Below are 17,015 nucleotides of genomic sequence, written 5' to 3' on the forward strand. Positions count from 1 at the left end.
ACGGCGGCCGTCCGCCGCCCGGTCACGGACGGCGGAACGGGCCTACGCTCTAGACATGACGGAAATCGCGAGTCCCTACATCTCCCACCCGCGGGTCATGGTGCTCGGGGTGCAGCCGGGTACGCCGCCGTTCCGCATCGTGGAGATCGACGGTCAGGTGGTCGGCGAGGCCAAGGCGATGACGGACGTGCTCCAGGCCGCCGCGGCGTACGGGATCACCGTCCATGACCTCGACGACCCGGAGCAGGTGCGCTGGGTGGGCGGCGACAAGTTCACTTGGACGCCGCGCTAGCCCGTTCGGCGGCGCCGGCCCCTGGCTTGGCCCGGCGGGGCAGGCGCCAGGCGACCTTGCGGGACGTCGGGCTGCCGGCACCCCGCTGCCGCCCGGCGGTGCCGCCGCGCGGCGTCTTCGGCCGCTTCCGCGCGGCGGGGGCGTGCACGGCCCGGCCGAGCCGCCGGCCGAGCAGCAGATAGCCCAGCAGGGCGCCCGTGGTGTTGAGGATGACGTCGTCGATGTCGAACGCGCGACCGGTCACCAATGCGCCCTGCACCAGTTCGACCAGCAGCATCATCAGGGCCGTCAGCGCGGGCACCCGCAGCAGTCCGCGGGTCCCCGGCGCCAGCACCGGCAGCAGGATGCCGAAGGGCACCCCCAGCAGGATGTTCCCGCCGAGCTGCTTGACGGCGTCACGCGGGGACGGGTGGTGCCAGTAGAGCTCCAGGGAGCTGCCGGGGCGCAGGTTGCTGTGCGTGAGGGCCTCCGACGCCGGCGACGGCTGGAGCGTGAGTCCCGCCAGCACCGCGCCGAACGCCACCATGGCCGCGAAGGCCAGCGCCATCACCAGCACCCGCACGGGCAGCGGAAGGGGCCGTCGATCGCCTCGCGCGGTCGGCGAACGGCGGCCCGAGACGGTGGACCGGGAACGTGAGGTCGTACGGGCCATCCAACCCTCCCAGTTTCAACTTCCTTGTGTGTCAAGGCGGTTACCCCCGAAGCGACCCGCGATGCGCGCTCCGGGAGGTCCCGGTGGGCGGGTCAGCCGCCGTAGGTCACCTTCACCTCCTTGAAGCCCAGGGACTTCAGCAGCCCTTCGAGCATGTCGGTGGTGTTGGCCTCGGCGCGATCCGTCAGCCGGCTGTCCTCGGCGGCGTCGCCGATGTGCTTGACGGCGAGCCGCTGGACGGCCTGCTCGCTGTTGGGGTTGTCGGAGAACAGGTCGCCGAGACGGTCGAGGAGGCCGCGCTGCTTGGAGACGGCGTAGGAGTGCTCGGTGTCGAGGGCGGGGGTGCCGAGCCGGGCGTGCGGGAGGTTGATGGTGGCCGACGTGCGCTCCTTGTCGACCTTCACGTCGTCGTCGCCGACCTTGCCGAGGTCGACATAGGCGTCGACGGTGCCCGCGCCGACGTACAGCGTGCGGGTGCCGCGGATCGCGTCCGGCAGGTACTTGGCGTCCTTCTCCAGGTCGACGACCACCTGGAAGTTGCCCGAGGCGGCCTCGTAGCGGCTCATGTCCTGGATGGACCGGAGCAGGGTGGGCCCCGAGCGGTCGTGCTCCTCCGTGCCGAACATGTCGTCGAACCCCTTGAAGACCAGCAACCTCAGCGCGGCCAGCAGGACCACGATGAGGACCACCACGGCCATGAGCACCTTGGCCCAGCCGGGCAGACGCGTGCGCTTGATGGACGTCGTCATGTCGACGGCCCTCCTTCCTGATTCAACGAATGCCCGCAGAGACCTTGGGGGAACGCGGAGTTGGGGATTGTCCGTACTTCGCCGTGGACCGGCGGCGCCCTTCGCCCGGGAGCGGACGCCCGAAACGGCGTAGAAGGGACGGCCAGTAGCATGAGCCGCGCCACCCGTATTGATCATGTTCATGCGAGGAGCCGACCGTGCGTGACATCGCCGTCTTCACCGGCAGCGCCCACCCCGAACTGGCGGAAGAGATCTGCGCGCACCTCGGGGTGCTGCTGAGCCCGTCCCGGGTGAGCCGGTTCGCGAACGACTGTCTGGAGGTGCAGCTCCAGGGCAACTGCCGGGAGCGGGACGTGTTCCTGGTGCAGCCGCTGGTCGCGCCGGTGCAGGAGCACCTCGTCGAACTGCTGCTGATGTGCGACGCGGCGCGCGGTGCCTCGGCGGGCCGGATCACCGTCGTCATGCCGCACTACTCGTACGCCCGCTCCGACAAGAAGGACGCCCCGCGCATCTCCATCGGCGGTCGTCTCGTCGCGGATCTGCTGGTCTCGGCGGGGGCCGGGCGGGTGCTCACGATGACCCTGCACTCGCCACAGGTGCACGGCTTCTTCTCGGTGCCGGTCGATCATCTGCACGCGCTGCGCGAGCTGGCCGCGCACTTCCGCCAGTACGACCTGAGCCGTACGGCGGTCGTCTCCCCGGACCTGGGCAACGCCAAGGAGGCGGCGGCGTTCGCGCGGATGATCGGCGCGCAGGTCGCCGCGGGCGCCAAGCAGCGCTTCGCGGACGACCGGGTGAGCATCAGCTCGGTGATCGGCGAGGTCGCCGGGCGGGACGTCATCGTGCTCGACGACGAGATCGCCAAGGGCAGCACCGTGCTGGAGCTCCTCCAGCGGCTGCGGGAGCTGGGGCCGCGGTCCATCCGGGTGGCCTGCACCCACGGGCTGTTCGCGGCCGGGGCCCTCAAACGGCTGGGCGAGCAGCCGGACGTCCTGGAGATCGTGTGCACCAACACGGTGCCCGTGCCGGTCGAGGAGCGCACCGAGAAACTGCGGGTCCTCTCCATCGCCCCCGCCTTCGCCGAGGCCGTGCGCCGCATCCACAACGGCGAGTCCGTCAGCGCGCTGTTCGACGCGCTGCCGGGTCACTGAGCACATGCGGCTCCGGGCGCCGACCGGCCGTCGTCCTCCGACAGCGTCGGGCCGGGCGTGGACTCAGCCGTGGTGGGCCGGCCTGGGTCGCCAGTCCGGGTCGCTCCAGAGGCCCAGACGTGCCTCGGCGGCCGCCCCGAGGCGGAACGCGGTCAGATCGTCGAACGGCCGGGCGACGATCTGCACGCCGGTCGGCACCCCGTTGCCCGCGCGCCCCGAGGGCACGTTGAGGACCGGATGCCGGCCCGCGATGTTGAACAGTTGGGTCAGGCACTGGCTGACGAGGTTGGCGAACCGTACGCCCTCGGCGAGTTCGACGGACTCGGCCGCCGTGGCGTCCGCCGGGTAGCCCGTGGTGGCCATGGTCGGGCAGATGACGGCGTCGTGGTCGCGGTGGATCTCGGCGAGCACGGCGTGCATGCGGCCTTCCTCTTCCGCGATCCGCAGGGCGCCGAGGTTCTCCAGGGCCGCCTCGCACGCCTCGACGACATCGAGGACGTCCCGGGACCAGCGCGGGTCGTCGGCCGGTGCGGCCCCCCGTACGGACGGCCCGAGGAGGAGCCCGTAGTGGGCGAATGCGGTGGCCATGATCGACTGGCGGCTGATCGGGATCTCGACCGGGGTCACCTCGGCCCCGGCGTCCCGCAGGGCGCTCGCGAAGCGCTCGATGTCGGCCGCCACCTCGGGGACGACGGGGAAGTCACCGATGGTGACGGCGAGCGCGACCTTCAGTCCCGCACACGATCCGAAGGTCGTCGGGAGCGGCGGAACAGCCGGAACCGAGGCGTGGTCCACGGGGTCCGGTCCGGCGATCACGTTCTGGAAGAGGGCGCAGTCGGTGACCGTGCGGGCCATGGGCCCGTCCTGGCAGTAGGTGTCGAGACTGGTCGGCGGCAGCGACGGCACCCGTCCGTAGGGGGGCCGGAACCCGACGACGCCGCACAGGGCCGACGGCACCCGGATGGAGCCCGCGATGTCGGAGCCGGTGGCCAGCGGGGCGAGCCCGGCGGCCAGTGCCGCGCCCGAGCCGCCCGACGAACCGCCGGGGCTGTAGTCGAGGTTCCATGGATTACGGGTGACGCCCCACAGTTCGGAGTGGGTGGTCACGGCGATCGAGAACTCCGGCGTCGTGGTCCGCAGGTGCAGGACCGCGCCGGCGTCGATCAGTCGCTGGACCATGGGCTGCGTCCGCGTCGCGACGGTGCCCTCGGTCAGCAGGGAGCCCAGGCGATGGGACCGGCCGGCGATCGGCATCTCCTCCTTCACCGCGACCGGTACGCCTTCCAGCGCCCGGGGCGCCGGGCCCTTCCCCGCGTACCTGGCCTCGGCGGCCCGCGCGACATCGTGGGCCTCGTCGAACATCTCCTCGGCGACGGCGTTGACCTCGCTGGTCTTGGCGACCCGTTCGATCAGCGAGTCCAGGACCTCCACCGGGGACAGCTCGCGCCGCCGAAACGCTCCCAGCATCTCGTCGGCCGACAGATAGTTCAGATCCATCCTTCGTTTCTCCTGACTAGGGGCATGGCGGGTGACAGACGGGGTGGACAGACGGGTGGACAAGGGAGAACGCGCGTCTCACGGGCTACGGCGCGAACAGGGTCAGAGGGCCGCCTGCCGGGCCCGGCCCGCGTTCCTCCTGGATGGAGTTGCCGCCGTCCACCACGAACAGCTGTCCCGTGATGTAGGACGACTCCGGCGAGGCCAGGAACGCCACCAGGCCGGCCACCTCGTCGGGACGCCCCGCGCGACCCAACGGCGTCGCCGCCCCGAGGGCGTCGACGTGTTCGTCGGGCCCCCCGGTCGAGATCCAGCCGGGGGCCACGGCGTTGACCGTGACGCCCCGCGACGCGGTGTCCATGGCCGCGGACCGGGTGAGACCGATCAGGCCCGCCTTGGCCGCGTGATAGGCGACATCGCCCCGGTAGGCCATCACCGGACCGGAGAGCGACGACATGTTCACCACCCGGCCGTACCCGCGGTCGAGCATCGGCCGGAGTGCGGCGCGGGTCATGTGGAACGCGGTGTCGAGGTTGCGTGAGAGCGCGGAACGCCACTGGTCGTCGGAGGCCGTCGCGAGGCTCGACGGATCCTCGGGCTGCACCACGGAAGCCATACCGGCGTTGTTGACGAGAACGTCGACCCGGCCGAACGCGTCCATGGCCTCGGCCACCACCGACTCGGCGAACCGCGGATCCGTGAGATCGCCCGCGATCCCCCGCACGGTGCAGCGCCCCGCCAGCTCGGCCGCCCGCTCGTGGATCCGCCCGGTGGTCGAGGTGATCAACAACGTGTGGTCCTCGGAGAGCCTCTTGGCGCAGGCGTAGCCGATGCCGGACGCGCTGCCGGCCCCGGTGACGATCGCGACGGGCCGGCCGTCGGCGCTGGTCGGGTTCATGCGGTGCTCACCCTCGAATCACTGGACGCCCGACGGCGTGACTGAGTTGGACGTTCGTCACAGTAGAGGCAGCGGGGCGACGTGACAACGGTGCGACGGCCAGCATTACGGCGAGCAGGGCCTCGCGAATGAGTTGTACGTTCGTTCAAGTTAAGATGGAAAGGTATGATGCGTCGGCCCACCACACGGGCGGGTCACCCGACAGGCGAGAGGGACGAGGACAGACATGAGCCGGTCCGGCGGATCCGCCCCGCAGCGAGACACCCCTGTCCTGACCGAGCGCGGTGGGGTCCGCAAGGCGGCCATCCTGGAAGCGGCCCTGCGGGTCATCGGGGACAAGGGGCTCGCCGGGCTCTCCATGCGTGCCATCGCGACGGAGGCGGGGTTGCCGCTGGGAGCTCTCGGCTACTACTTCAAGACCAAGGACGACCTGATCCTCGAGGCGTTCGAGTTGCACACCCGACGGGAGGCGGACCGGGTCCTCGCGGCGTTCGCGGGTGTCGGGAGCGGCGATCACGCCGACGATGTCGCCGAGCACCTCACGGCGTTCATCCGGCACGGACTGACCGAGGCGCGGACGAGCCTGGTCGCGGAGTACGAGTTCCTGATCGAGGCGACCCGCAGGCCGGATCTCGCGCGCGTCTCGCGCGCCTGGCGCCAGGCGTTGCAGATCCAGGTGGGCCATGTCGCGAGCCGGCTCGGCTCGGACGATCCCGAGACGGACGCGGAGATCCTTCTCTCGGTCGTCGCGGGGCTGGAGATCGACCATCTCTCCACACCGCTCGACCCGTCGACGACGCAGGCGATCCGCACCACGCTCCGCCGCACGATCACGAGGCTCGGCCTCCGGGGTGACGCCGGGCGGTTGTAGGTCCGGCGTCGCAACGAGCGGGGTCGCGCTTCAGGGGCCGTTCGCGGGGAAGGGCCTCTGAAGCGCGTCATAACGTGCCGGAGGTGGCCTGCTGTTCCAGGGCCGCTTCCAGTGAGGGGGCCGGGGGCAGCAGCCGGGACAGGCCCGTGACCTTGAGGACGCGCAGGGTGAGCGGGTGGGTGCAGACCAGGCGCAGTTCACCGCCCCGGTCGAGGACCCGGTGCCGGGCCCGGTGGAGCAGGCGCAGCCCGGAGCAGTCGAAGAACTCGACGTGCCTGAGGTCGATCACGATCCGGGCGCCGGGACGGCCGGTCAGCGCGTCCAGGTGCGGGATGATCTCCACGGCCGCCGCGATGTCGATCTCGCCGTGGAGTTCGAGCACGGTGCGGCCGCGGTCCTCGCGCACGCGCAGATGGCCGGTCCCCGGAGGTGTGGGGTCGCTCGACACGACGGCATCGCCTCCAACCGGACTGTGTGAGGGCAAAACCCGTCCCTGCTCTGCAAGTTACCCCCGTCAGGGTGAATTTCAGCATGTTCGATTGACATATGTCTTTGATTTCTTCGGCCGGTCGTCCGGAATTTTGCGCACCCCGGTCTACGACAGCGCCTGCCATGCCTTGGACAGGGCCTGCCTGAACTGTTCGGCCTGGTGCGCGGTGAGCTCGCGGACCATGCGTTCCTCCAGGTCACGCACGGGTTCGGCGAAGCGGGCGAGCAGCTCGCGTCCCTCGTCGGTGAGCAGGATCCGCAGCTCGCGCCGGTTGTGCGGGTTGCGTTCCCGGCGCACCAGGCCACGGTTCTCGAGACTGCGGACCAGATCCGCGATGGACTGGGCGGTGACGAACGAGTCCCGGGCGAGCTGTGCCGCCGACAGTCCGTCGTGCCGCTCCAGCACGGTCAGCGAGGTGTACTGCAGGGCCGTGATCCCGGCCGGCCTCACCAGCTCGTCCAGGTGCGAGCGGACAATCAGCTCGACCTGTTTGACCATGTAGAGCAGGGACGGGGGTGCCTTGGTGCCGACCATGGGGGTCAGCGTAAGGCATTGACAGGAAACCTGTGCGTGTTGAGACTGCGGACCAACAGGATTCCTGTTTGTTGAAACTTGGCGATCAAGGCTGGGGAGTGGGCAATGACGACCACCTTCGAGAACGGACCGGGGCGGCTGTTCATCGGTGGACAGTGGCGCGACGCGGCCGACGGGGCACGAACGGACGTGGTCGACCCGTCCACGGGGCAGGTGGTCACGACCGTCGCGGAAGCGGGCGCCGCCGACGTCGACGACGCCGTACGGGCCGCGCGTGCGGCCTTCGACAGCGGAGCCTGGTCCCGGCTGAGCGGCCGGGAGCGCGGCCGGGTGCTCCACCGGGTCGCCCAGCTGATCCGTGAGAACGCCGACGACATCGCCGCCCTGGAGAGCCAGGACGTCGGCAAGCCCATCACGCTCTGCCACGCCGTCGACGTGACGAACGCCGCCAACGACTACGAGTACTACGCCTCCCTCGCCTGGACCCTGGACGGCGGCCACCGCGACGTCCCCATGAACCGCCTCGCCTACACCAAGCGCGGTCCGATCGGCGTCGTCGGCGCGATCACCCCCTTCAACTTCCCGCTCATCCTCGCCGGCAGCAAGATCGCCCCGGCGCTCGCGGCCGGCAACACGGTCGTCCACAAGCCCGCCGAGGAGACCCCGCTCAGCGCCCTCTACATGGCGGAGCTCCTCAAGAGGGCCGGCGTCCCCGACGGCGTCTACAACGTCGTCACCGGCACGGGCCCGGTCGCCGGCGAGGCCCTGCTCCGCCACCCCGGTGTCGACAAGATCGCGTTCACCGGTTCCACCGCCGTCGGCCGGCACGCGGCGAGCGTCGCCGGTGAGGGCCTGAAGCCGGTCACGATGGAACTCGGCGGCAACGCGGCCCACATCGTCTTCGAGGACGCCGACATCGAGAAGGCCGTCGGTGCGATCATCAAGGGCTTCGTCTTCAACACCGGCCAGTTCTGCATGGGCGGCCCCCGTCTGCTCGTCGCCCGCCCGCTGTACGAGACCGTCGTCGGCATCCTCGCCGACGCCGTGCCCGGTGTGCCCGTCGGCGACCCCCGGCAACCCGAGACCGTGGTCGGCCCGATGGCGGGGGAGCGGCACCTGAGGAAGGTCGAGGAGTACGTCGAGCTGGCCCGCAAGGAGGGTGCCCGCATCGTCTGCGGCGGCGAGCGCCTCGACCTGAACGGCGGCTTCTACTACAAGCCCACCGTCATCGCCGACCTCGCGAACGACTCCCGCGTCGTCCAGGAGGAGGTCTTCGGCCCGGTCCTCACGGTGCAGCCCTTCGACACCGAGGACGAGGCCGTCGCCCTCGCCAACTCGACCCCGTACGGCCTCGCCTCGGGCCTGCAGACCACGGACCTGGCCCGCGCCCACCGTGTCGCCGACCAGCTGGAGGCGGGCATCGTCTGGATCAACGACTGGGCCATGCTCGACCCGGCCGTGCCCTTCGGCGGTGTGAAGTCCTCCGGCTTCGGGCGGGAGTACGGGCCCGAGGCCCTGGAGTCCTACACCAAGGTCAAGTCCGTCGTCGTCTCGCTCGACTGAGCGCCCTCCCGGGACCACCGGCGGGCCGCGCTGCTTAGGGGGTGTTGTGAAAGTCCTGCACAGCACCCACGGCGCCCGGCACGCACCCTCGCCGCACCGGCCAAAGACCCACGTAGCGCCGCTACGAGGGCCTTCGTCCGGCACGCCGAGGCCACGCACCGGACACCGCGGGCACCGCACTGGACTTTCACAACACCCCCTAGGCGGCCCGCCACCGAAGAAGGAGTACACGAGCATGTCCACCACCACACGTGCCGCCGTGGTCGAGTCCGGCGGCGCGCCCTTCACCCTCTCCGAGGTCGTCCTCGACCAGCCGGGGCCGGGTGAGGCGCTGGTCCGCATGGTCGCCGCCGGGCTCTGCCACACCGACCTCGGTGTCGCCAGCGGTGCGCTGCCCTTCCCCCTGCCGGGCGTCCTCGGCCACGAGGGCGCCGGTGTCGTCGAGGCCGTCGGCCCGGGTGTCACCTCCGTCGAGCCGGGCGACCACGTCGTGCTGTCCTTCACCTCCTGCGGCGCCTGCCGCAACTGCCGTGACGGACACCCGGCGTACTGCGCCACCTGGCTGCCGCTGAACCTGATCGGCGGCCGCCGCGCCGACGGCACCAGCACCATCAGCCGCGACGGGCAGGACCTCGGCGGCCACTTCTTCGGCCAGTCGTCCTTCGCCGAGCGCGCCCTGGTCGCCGAGCGCGGCCTGGTCAAGGTCGACCCCGACGTGCCGATGGACTCCATCGCCCCGCTGGGCTGCGGTGTCCAGACCGGTGTGGGCGCCGTCTGGAACGTACTGGAACCCCGGGCCGGCAGCACACTCCTCGTCCTCGGCGCCGGAGCCGTCGGCCTGTCCGCCGTCATGGCCGCCGCCCTCACCCCGGCGACCACGGTCATCGCCGTCGACAAGGTCGCCGGGCGCCTGGAGCTGGCCAAGGAACTGGGCGCCACGCACACGGTGAACGCGAGCGAGGTCGCCGACCTCGCCGAGGCCGTCATGGAGATCACCGGCGGCCAGGGCGTCGACGGCGCCGTGGAGACCACCGGCAGCGTCTTCGTCCTGCGCAAGGGCGTGGACGCCCTGGCCGCGCGCGGGACCCTCGTCATCGTCGGCGCCCCGCCGTTCGGCACCGAGGTCTCCCTCGACGTCAACGGCATGCTCGGCGGCAAGCGCGTCGTCGGTCTCACCCTCGGCGACAACGAGATCCAGACCGCCATCCCCGTCCTCGTCCAGCTGGTCAAGGACGGCAGGCTCCCGCTGGAGCGCCTGATCAGCCGCTACAAGTTCGAGGACATCGACCGGGCGGTGGCCGACATGAGCGACGGCACCAGCATCAAGCCCGTCCTGACGTTCTGACCCGAGCCCTCCCTCCGAGCCGCGCACTCCCCGCGTGGCTCCGGCCCGGTGGCTGACCCCGTACCAGGTCACCCGCCGGGCCGTCGAACGTCCGGGAGCCCTCAGGCGTCGGAGGAGGGAGAGCATGTTCGAAAGCGAGCAAGGGGTGGGGAATGCGCAGAGGGCTCATGGTGACGGCGGTCGCCCTGGCCGCGCTGGCGGTGGGTTGCGGCGCCGACGGGGACAACAGCGCGGTGATCACCGGGACACCGCCCGCCACTCCGTACGACGGACCGCTGTACGTGCCGCACAAGGAGGTCGACGAGGACGGCGCCGACGCGATGCGGACGGAGTCGGGCGCGGCCGGCCGGGCGCTGGAGTGCGACGGCGAGCTCTACTCGGGCGGCGGCGGCCCGGGCGGCTGGGGCAAGGACGACGGAGGGAAGACGCCCGAGGAGGGGCTGGAGGCGTACTTCGACATCGAGCAGCCCGACGTACCCCGGGAGGGCTACCGCCTGGAGCGCGAGGAGAAGAACCGGGCCCTCTTCTCGTACGACGTCGACGGCCGCACCAAGGTCGCCGTGATCGTCGCCAGGGACCGCGAGGACAGCCCCGGCTGGGGCCCCGAGACCAGCGCGTCCTGCGACCCGGCCGAACTGCCCGCGAGCTGGACGGACTCCCAGTGGTACGAGATCTGGACCGACACCAAGGGCCGACGGGTGCCGATCACCACCGTGCACGGCTCCGAGGGCGCCGAACACTGCGACTGGCAGAAGGCCCACTTCCTGTCCACGGGCCGGGACGGGGCCGACGGCAGCGGACTCTACGGCCGTGACCCCGAGGGCGTCCTCCCCGACGGGATGCTCACCTCCGCCTACGACGGTGACGTCCGCCTGCCCGAGGCGGCCCGCGACACCGGGTACCGCTACGAGGACGAGGACTGGGAGCTGTGGCTGGTCGAGGACGACCCGTCGAAGGCGTACGTCCGCACCCCGGACGGCGTCGAGCTGTGGCCCCGGGTGGCCGAGGGCCACGGCTGCGCCTGACCGGGGGCTGATCGCGTGGGCGCGGGGGCTCACCGGCTGCGGTGCAGGGCGACGAGCAGTTGCCACGACTGGTGGGCGATCTCCTCCGAGGTGGCCTCGATCCGGCCGTGTAGCCAGTCGGCGAGGACGCCCGCGAAGGTGCCGGCCACGGCCGACGCCACCAGCGGGGCGTCCGCGGCCCCCGCCAGTTCGCGCTCGCGGAGGCTGTACGCCCGCAGGTCCTGGTACAGCACCCGCCCGAGCGGACCGCTGCCGCCGGGGGCCAGCAGGGTGCGGTACAGGGTGGTGTGCGGGGTGAGCGACGCGAAGAACTCCACCAGGGCCGCGGGGGCCCGTACCGGGTCGGGACGGCCGCGCCAGGCGTGCAGCGCCTCCACGGCCTCCCGTACGACATCGGCGCAGGCGTCCACCGCCAGCGCCTCCAGGTCGGCGTAGTGCACATAGAACGTGGCCCGGCCGACCCCCGCCCGGCGGACCAGCGCGGCCACGCTGACCTCCTCCAGGGGGCGCCGGGCGCACTCGTCGAGGAGGGCTTCCCGCAGCTTGGCCCGGGTGCGGGCGGCCCGGGGGTCCTCCGCGGTCATCCGGCGACGAGGACGGCGGCCAGGGCGAGCGCGGCGGGCAGCGCCTGCATGACGAGGATCCGGCGGTTGGCGGTGGCGGCGCCGTACACACCGGCGACGACGACGCAGCTCAGGAAGAAGATCTGGGCGCGGAAGCCGGTCGGGTCGTCCGCGATCAGGCCCCACACCAGGCCCGCCGCGAGGAAGCCGTTGTAGAGGCCCTGGTTGGCCGCCATCGCCGCCGTCCGCCGCGCCATGTCCGCGTCGAAGCCGTGGAATCTCATCCCGGGCGCCTTCTGCCACAGGAACATCTCCATCACCAGGATGTACAGGTGCTCCACCGCCACCAGCGCAACCAGCGCACTAGCCAGGATCTCCATGCTCAACAGCCTCCCTAACCCACTCGGCGCCGCCGCCGACTTCTTGGACAGGTGTCCACTATAGCTGGACGACTGTCCAGAAAATAGAGGGGTCCCGCACGACGGCGGTCGCGGGGAGATGGTCGCGGGGAGACGGGGTACCCGGGGAGCGTAGGGGCGCCGGGGGTCCGCCCGCGTCCCGAAGACCGCGCGGAGGAGAGACATGGCACTGGTACGGGCAGGACTCGTGGTGCTGGACTGCGCCGAGCCCGAGAAGCTCGCGGCGTTCTACAAGGAGCTGCTCGACGCGGAGGAGACGGACGCGACGGCGAACCGCGTCGAGATCCAGGGGGCCTGCGGCACCCGGATGGCCTTCCGCCGAGACGTGAACGCGACCCCGCCGAGCTGGCCGCGCCCCGAGAACTCCCTCCAGGCCCACCTGGACTTCTACGTCGACGACCTCGACGAGGCCGAGCGGCGCATCGTCTCGCTGGGCGGCCGCCCCGTCGACACGAAGGAGCCGGCCGGGCCGTTCGAGGAGCGTGGCTACTCCGACCCGGCCGGCCACTCCTTCACCCTGCGCCGCGAACACCCCACGGCCCCCAAGCAGGGCTGACCCCCGTCGGGCTCAGTCCCGGCCCCCCTTCTCCGGGGCCGGCCACACGCCGGTGGACCGCTCGATGGCCTTCGCGCCCGTGCGGTCCACCGCACTGCGCACGACCGCGAAGATCGCACCCTGCACGGCCGCCGCCAGCAGGATCTCGCCCCACCCGCGATCCCGGTCCAGCGCGTCCGGGGCGTCGTCCTCGTGCCGGATCACCTTCCACGTCTTCTGGAACGCCATCGAGGCCAGCGCGCCGCTCACCCAGCCGAGGGCGAAACCGACGGGCTTGTAGGCGAGGGGCAGTTTCTTCTTCTTGGACACTTGGCCTTCCTCCTTCGCGTTGCGGTCTTCGAGCGTCGCCGTGCGTCCGGTGTCAGGCCCGCCCTTGCGCGGGCACGACCTCGGCGGCGGGCACCGGCCCGGGCGGCGTGCCGTCGCCGAACGGGCGGCCGCCCAGATCCGCGCGGCCGTGCGGCGTGAGCCAGCCCGACAGATCGGGCCCGAGCGGCACGATGCCGGTCGGGTTGATGCCCGTGTGCACCCGGTAGTAGTGCCGTTTGATGTGGTCGAAGTCGACGGTGTCACCGAACCCGGGGGTCTGGAAAAGATCACGCGCGTACGCCCACAGCACCGGGTCCTCCGCCAGCTTCCAGCGATTGCACTTGAAGTGACCGTGATAGACGGGGTCGAAACGCACCAGCGTCGTGAACAGCCGGATGTCCGCCTCCGTGATCGTCTCCCCGACCAGGTACCGCTGCCCCGCGAGCCGCTCCGACAGCGCCTCCAGCCGCCGGAACACCCGGGTGCACGCCTCCTCGTACTCCTTCTGCTCCGTGGCGAAGCCCGCCCGGTACACGCCGTTGTTGACGTCCTCGTAGACCTCCGCCATCACCGCGTCGATCTCGTCGCGCCGCGCCTGCGGGTACAGCTCGGGCGCGCCGGGGCGGTGCAGGGCGGTCCACTCGGTGGCGAGATCGAGGGTGAGCCGCTGGTAGTCGTTGGTGACGAGCTTCCCGCTCGGCACGTCCACCACCGCCGGGACGCTCACCCCGCCCGGGTAGTCGCTCTCCCGCGCGTCGTACGCCTCCTTCAGGAACCGGATGCCGAGCACGGGGTCGCGTCCGTCCGGATCCAGGGTGAACCGCCAGCTGCGGTCGTCCTGGACGGGGTCGGCGATCGCCATCGACAGGGCGTCCTCCAGCCCCAGCAGCCGCCGCGAGATCACCGCCCGGCTCGCCCACGGGCAGGCCCTGCTGACGACCAGCCGGTACCGGCCCGCCTCCACGCGCCGGCCGTCTGGGCCGTCGGCGGTGATGCGGTCCGTGAAATGGCTCGCCGACCGCTCGAACCGCTTCCGGCCGTACTCCTCGTTGCCTTCGCCGCCACTCACCGTGCTCGCCCTTCCCGATCCGCTCGCGTCGACAGGTGTGCCCTGGTGCGGGTTCCCCGATTTCCGCGACCCCCACGGTGTGAGCGGGACCGGCCGGGGCAGTCGGGCACAGATGACCGGACAGTGACGGTCACGAGGACGACGAGGCCGCGAGAACATCGGACGGAGGGGGCCAGGAGGAACTTCATGGGGCGGGAACGGCCCGGCATCGGGATACCCGGGCACGAGATGGGCGGGGACGGAACGCCGGGGGAGGGGACGGAGCGCGCGGGGATGTCCGGGAGTGCGACGGGCCGGGACGGTACGGGCGGCCCATCACGGCTCGACGGGCGGGAGCGCGGAGTGCGCGATGCGGACGGGAAGGGGCTCGGGGGGTCGGAGCGCGCACCGGGCGATGCGGAGGGGGCGGGGCTCGAAGGGCGGGAACGCGCACCGCGCGATGCGGACCGGGCGGGGCTCGGGGGGCCGGAGGGCGCACCGGGCGATGCGGAGGGGGCGGGGCTCGAAGGGCGGGAACGCGCACCGCGCGATGCGGACCGGGCGGGGCTCGAAGGGCCGGAGCCCGGACCGGGCCGCACGGACGGCGCTGGGCCCGACCAGCGGGACGGGCTCGGGGACGGTGCGGCCGAGTTGTGTGAGCCGACCCCGCGGCGGGGCGGCGCGGACGGCGCCGACCGCAGGACCCGCGTCACCGTCCTGGTCGCGCTCGGCGCGAACCTCGTGATCGCCGTCGCCAAGACCATCGGAGGACTCCTCGCCGGGTCCCCGGCCCTCCTCTCCGAGGCCGCGCACTCGGTCGCCGACAGCCTCAACGAGGTCTTCCTCCTCGCCGCGCTGCGCCGCAGCCGCCGCCCGGCGGACAGTCGGCACCCCTTCGGCTACGGCAAGGAACGCTTCTTCTGGTCCCTGCTCGCCGCCGTCGGCATCTTCGTCATGGGTGGCTGCTTCTCCGTCTTCCAGGGCTTCCACGCCCTGACCGGCGGCTCGGAGGACTCCTACGACGGTTACGTGGCCGGCCTCGCCGTCCTCGGCGTCGCCCTGCTCTCCGAGGGCGCCTCCCTGCTGCGCGCCCTGCACCAGGTGCGTGCGCAGGGCGGCGCGGGCGGCCTGCGGGACCCGGCGCTGCGGACGGTCGTCGCCGAGGACGGCACCGCCGTACTGGGCGTGACCCTGGCGATCGCCGGGATGGCCCTGCACATGGTGACGGGGCAGGTGCTCTGGGAGGCGCTCGCCTCGTTCGGGATCGGCGCCCTCCTCATGTACGTGGCGTTCTGGCTCGGCCGGGACGCCCGCGAGCAGCTCATCGGGCGCGCGGCGGGCGCCGAGGCGAGCCATAAAATCCGTGCCCTGCTGGAGGCGCAGCCCGAGATCGACAGCGTCGAGGCCCTGCTCACCATGGAGCTCGGCCTGGACTCCACCCTGGTGGCCGCCCGTGTGGACCTCGTGCCCGGTCTCGACAGCGAACGGGTCGAGGAGATCGCCGTACGCATCAAGCGCTCCATCGCCCACATCGTCCCCGAGGCCCAGCAGATCTTCCTCGACGTGACGGACGCCCGCGCCGCCCGGCGGGCTCGGCAGGCCGAGCAGGGGGAGCCGACCGCGGGGGGCGCGAAGACAGCGAAGAGCCCCGCCGCGACGGGGGAACGCGGCGGGGCCTGAGACTCGGCTGCCCGGCGACCGGGGGATCATGCGCGTCGATCCGAGGATTTCTGCTCCCCGCCGACCGGGCGCCCCGGCCTCTCCTACGCGCCCGTCACCGGCTCCAGCACGAAGACCGGTATCTCCCGGTCGGTCTTTTTCTGGTAGTCGTCGTACGCCGGGTAAGCGGCGACCGCGCGCTCCCACCACAGGGCCTTCTCGTCCCCGGTGACCTCACGTGCCGTCATGTCCTGCCGGTTCCCGCCGTCCTGGAGTTCCACGTGGGGGTCGGACGTGACGTTGTGGTACCAGACGGGGTGCTTGGGCGCGCCGCCCTGCGAGGCCACGACCGCGTACCGCCCGTCGTGCTCCACGCGCATCAGCGGGGTCTTGCGGATCTTGCCGCTCTTCGCGCCGCGGGTGGTGAGGATGATGACGGGCATCCCCGTGTCCAGCAGCGTCGTCCCCTCGGTGCCACCCGAGCTCTCGTACAACTCCACCTGGTCGCGCACCCATTGCGTGGGGCTCGGCACATACTCGCCTTCAAGGGGCATGGGGCAACAGTCCTTTCCAGTCGGGTCCGGATACCGCCCCGTCGTCAACACGCGCCCCCGCCGTTTTCATCCTCACCGGGCGGTCCGGGCGCGGAAACGGTTCCCACGCCCGGACCACCCGGTGGTCAGGACGGCAGCAGCATGCGTGCCGCCAGCACCGCGATGACGGCACTCGACACGAGTCCCGTCGCCAGCCGCCCCCGGTGCCCGGTCAGCGCGCGGCCGAGCAGGGCACCGCCACCGGCCAGCAGCAGTTGCCAGCTCGCGGAGGCGAGGAAAGCGGCGAGGACGAACACCGCCTGTTCCAGTGGGCTTACGGCCTCGGTGGCGCGGCTGCCCAGGACGAGCGCGGCGAAGTAGACGACGGTGGTGGGGTTCAGGAGGGTGATCCCGAGGAGCGCGGTGTACGCGCGTACCGGGCCCACCGGGTCCCGCTGCTGCCGGCCGGGCAGCAGCCGGGCGCGGTACTGGCGCACGGCCGTGACCGCGCCGCGCACCGCGAGCGCGAGGAGCACCAGGGCGGACGCCCAGCGCAACGGCACCAGCACGGGCTGGAGGGCCACCGCGAGCGCCGTACCGCCGAGGGCGGCGAGAAGGGCGTAGAGCCCGTCGGCGGTCGCGACGCCCAGCGCGGCGCACGCGCCGGTGCGCAGGGACGTACGGGCGGTGAGGGAGACCAGATAGGTCGCGACCGCTCCGACGGGGATGGCGATGCCATAGCCCGCGAGGAGCCCCGCGACGAGCGCGGCCGTCATGACCGGGGCGGCGTCGGTCCCCACGGTCGGCCGGACTGCTGCTGGCCCCGCACCGGACGAACGGCGGCGGAGGTGGGCGGCAGGA

General features: G+C 71.9%; 20 protein-coding genes. 8 read left to right on the forward strand and 12 right to left on the reverse strand.

Annotated elements, in window-relative coordinates:
• The first annotated feature begins 55 nt into the window (after window positions 1-55).
• The gene (locus SMA5143A_RS28815; protein WP_055541310.1) at window positions 56-292 is read left to right on the forward strand and encodes a hypothetical protein; all 237 of its coding nucleotides are present in this window, start codon (window positions 56-58) and stop codon (window positions 290-292) included.
• On the opposite strand, the gene SMA5143A_RS28820 is transcribed toward SMA5143A_RS28815, so the two are convergent.
• Both SMA5143A_RS28820 and SMA5143A_RS28825 read right to left on the reverse strand, forming a co-directional pair.
• Window positions 273-944: a VanZ family protein gene (locus tag SMA5143A_RS28820; protein WP_107465737.1), complete on the reverse strand. Its 672-nt coding sequence runs from the start codon at window positions 942-944 to the stop codon at window positions 273-275. The genes SMA5143A_RS28815 and SMA5143A_RS28820 overlap by 20 nt on opposite strands.
• Before the next feature lie 92 nt (window positions 945-1,036).
• Window positions 1,037-1,693 carry a DUF4230 domain-containing protein gene (locus tag SMA5143A_RS28825; protein ID WP_107465738.1) on the reverse strand — a complete coding sequence of 219 codons (657 nt, stop codon included), beginning with the start codon at window positions 1,691-1,693 and terminating at the stop codon, window positions 1,037-1,039.
• A gap of 197 nt (window positions 1,694-1,890) precedes the next feature.
• Here SMA5143A_RS28825 and SMA5143A_RS28830 point away from each other — a divergent pair, with 197 nt between their 5' ends.
• The gene (locus SMA5143A_RS28830; RefSeq protein WP_107465739.1) at window positions 1,891-2,844 is read left to right on the forward strand and encodes a ribose-phosphate diphosphokinase; all 954 of its coding nucleotides are present in this window, start codon (window positions 1,891-1,893) and stop codon (window positions 2,842-2,844) included.
• 63 nt (window positions 2,845-2,907) lie between these two features.
• Here SMA5143A_RS28830 and SMA5143A_RS28835 read toward each other — a convergent pair whose 3' ends face one another.
• Window positions 2,908-4,341, reverse strand: coding sequence for an amidase (locus SMA5143A_RS28835; protein ID WP_107465740.1), 1,434 nt, complete (start codon window positions 4,339-4,341; stop codon window positions 2,908-2,910).
• 85 nt (window positions 4,342-4,426) lie between these two features.
• A complete protein-coding gene (locus SMA5143A_RS28840; RefSeq protein ID WP_107465741.1) occupies window positions 4,427-5,239 on the reverse strand; it encodes an SDR family NAD(P)-dependent oxidoreductase in 813 nt (270 codons plus the stop codon).
• A gap of 226 nt (window positions 5,240-5,465) precedes the next feature.
• Here SMA5143A_RS28840 and SMA5143A_RS28845 point away from each other — a divergent pair, with 226 nt between their 5' ends.
• Window positions 5,466-6,110: a TetR/AcrR family transcriptional regulator gene (locus tag SMA5143A_RS28845; protein WP_107465742.1), complete on the forward strand. Its 645-nt coding sequence runs from the start codon at window positions 5,466-5,468 to the stop codon at window positions 6,108-6,110.
• A gap of 67 nt (window positions 6,111-6,177) precedes the next feature.
• On the opposite strand, the gene SMA5143A_RS28850 is transcribed toward SMA5143A_RS28845, so the two are convergent.
• Window positions 6,178-6,558 carry an anti-sigma factor antagonist gene (locus tag SMA5143A_RS28850; RefSeq protein ID WP_107465743.1) on the reverse strand — a complete coding sequence of 127 codons (381 nt, stop codon included), beginning with the start codon at window positions 6,556-6,558 and terminating at the stop codon, window positions 6,178-6,180.
• Window positions 6,559-6,705: 147 nt separating this feature from the next.
• Window positions 6,706-7,134, reverse strand: a complete 429-nt coding sequence (locus SMA5143A_RS28855) for a MarR family winged helix-turn-helix transcriptional regulator (RefSeq protein WP_107465744.1) — start codon at window positions 7,132-7,134, stop codon at window positions 6,706-6,708.
• Between the two features lie 105 nt (window positions 7,135-7,239).
• On the opposite strand from SMA5143A_RS28855, the gene SMA5143A_RS28860 reads away from it, so the two are divergent.
• From SMA5143A_RS28860 to SMA5143A_RS28875, 3 genes are all read left to right on the forward strand, one after another.
• Window positions 7,240-8,697 (forward strand): aldehyde dehydrogenase family protein, encoded by a 1,458-nt coding sequence (locus SMA5143A_RS28860; protein WP_107465745.1) that lies wholly within the window; start codon window positions 7,240-7,242, stop codon window positions 8,695-8,697.
• A gap of 235 nt (window positions 8,698-8,932) precedes the next feature.
• Window positions 8,933-10,042, forward strand: coding sequence for an NAD(P)-dependent alcohol dehydrogenase (locus tag SMA5143A_RS28870; RefSeq protein WP_107465746.1), 1,110 nt, complete (start codon window positions 8,933-8,935; stop codon window positions 10,040-10,042).
• 152 nt (window positions 10,043-10,194) lie between these two features.
• Window positions 10,195-11,067, forward strand: coding sequence for a hypothetical protein (locus tag SMA5143A_RS28875; RefSeq protein ID WP_107465747.1), 873 nt, complete (start codon window positions 10,195-10,197; stop codon window positions 11,065-11,067).
• Between the two features lie 29 nt (window positions 11,068-11,096).
• Here SMA5143A_RS28875 and SMA5143A_RS28880 read toward each other — a convergent pair whose 3' ends face one another.
• Complete coding sequence (locus tag SMA5143A_RS28880) at window positions 11,097-11,651, reverse strand: TetR/AcrR family transcriptional regulator (RefSeq protein WP_107465748.1); 555 nt, start codon at window positions 11,649-11,651, stop codon at window positions 11,097-11,099.
• Window positions 11,648-12,010, reverse strand: a complete 363-nt coding sequence (locus tag SMA5143A_RS28885; protein WP_107465749.1) for a DUF1304 domain-containing protein — start codon at window positions 12,008-12,010, stop codon at window positions 11,648-11,650. The genes SMA5143A_RS28880 and SMA5143A_RS28885 overlap by 4 nt, the downstream gene beginning before the upstream one ends.
• A gap of 202 nt (window positions 12,011-12,212) precedes the next feature.
• On the opposite strand from SMA5143A_RS28885, the gene SMA5143A_RS28890 reads away from it, so the two are divergent.
• The gene (locus SMA5143A_RS28890) at window positions 12,213-12,605 is read left to right on the forward strand and encodes a VOC family protein (RefSeq protein WP_055522909.1); all 393 of its coding nucleotides are present in this window, start codon (window positions 12,213-12,215) and stop codon (window positions 12,603-12,605) included.
• A gap of 12 nt (window positions 12,606-12,617) precedes the next feature.
• Here SMA5143A_RS28890 and SMA5143A_RS28895 read toward each other — a convergent pair whose 3' ends face one another.
• Together SMA5143A_RS28895 and SMA5143A_RS28900 are read right to left on the reverse strand one after the other, a co-directional pair.
• Complete coding sequence (locus tag SMA5143A_RS28895; RefSeq protein ID WP_055542973.1) at window positions 12,618-12,914, reverse strand: DUF4235 domain-containing protein; 297 nt, start codon at window positions 12,912-12,914, stop codon at window positions 12,618-12,620.
• 52 nt (window positions 12,915-12,966) lie between these two features.
• A complete protein-coding gene (locus SMA5143A_RS28900; protein ID WP_107465750.1) occupies window positions 12,967-13,983 on the reverse strand; it encodes a glutathione S-transferase family protein in 1,017 nt (338 codons plus the stop codon).
• A 630-nt stretch (window positions 13,984-14,613) separates the two neighbouring features.
• Between SMA5143A_RS28900 and SMA5143A_RS28905 the strand changes: the two genes are divergently transcribed.
• A complete protein-coding gene (locus SMA5143A_RS28905) occupies window positions 14,614-15,642 on the forward strand; it encodes a cation diffusion facilitator family transporter (protein WP_107465751.1) in 1,029 nt (342 codons plus the stop codon).
• Window positions 15,643-15,725: 83 nt separating this feature from the next.
• Here SMA5143A_RS28905 and SMA5143A_RS28910 read toward each other — a convergent pair whose 3' ends face one another.
• Together SMA5143A_RS28910 and SMA5143A_RS28915 are read right to left on the reverse strand one after the other, a co-directional pair.
• Window positions 15,726-16,175, reverse strand: a complete 450-nt coding sequence (locus SMA5143A_RS28910) for a nitroreductase family deazaflavin-dependent oxidoreductase (protein WP_107465752.1) — start codon at window positions 16,173-16,175, stop codon at window positions 15,726-15,728.
• Between the two features lie 125 nt (window positions 16,176-16,300).
• Window positions 16,301-16,930, reverse strand: a complete 630-nt coding sequence (locus SMA5143A_RS28915) for a LysE family transporter (RefSeq protein ID WP_181362060.1) — start codon at window positions 16,928-16,930, stop codon at window positions 16,301-16,303.
• Window positions 16,931-17,015: the final 85 nt, after the last annotated feature.

Origin of the sequence: Streptomyces sp. MA5143a, assembly GCF_900290235.1 — a bacterium.
Classification (GTDB): Bacteria; Actinomycetota; Actinomycetes; order Streptomycetales; family Streptomycetaceae; genus Streptomyces.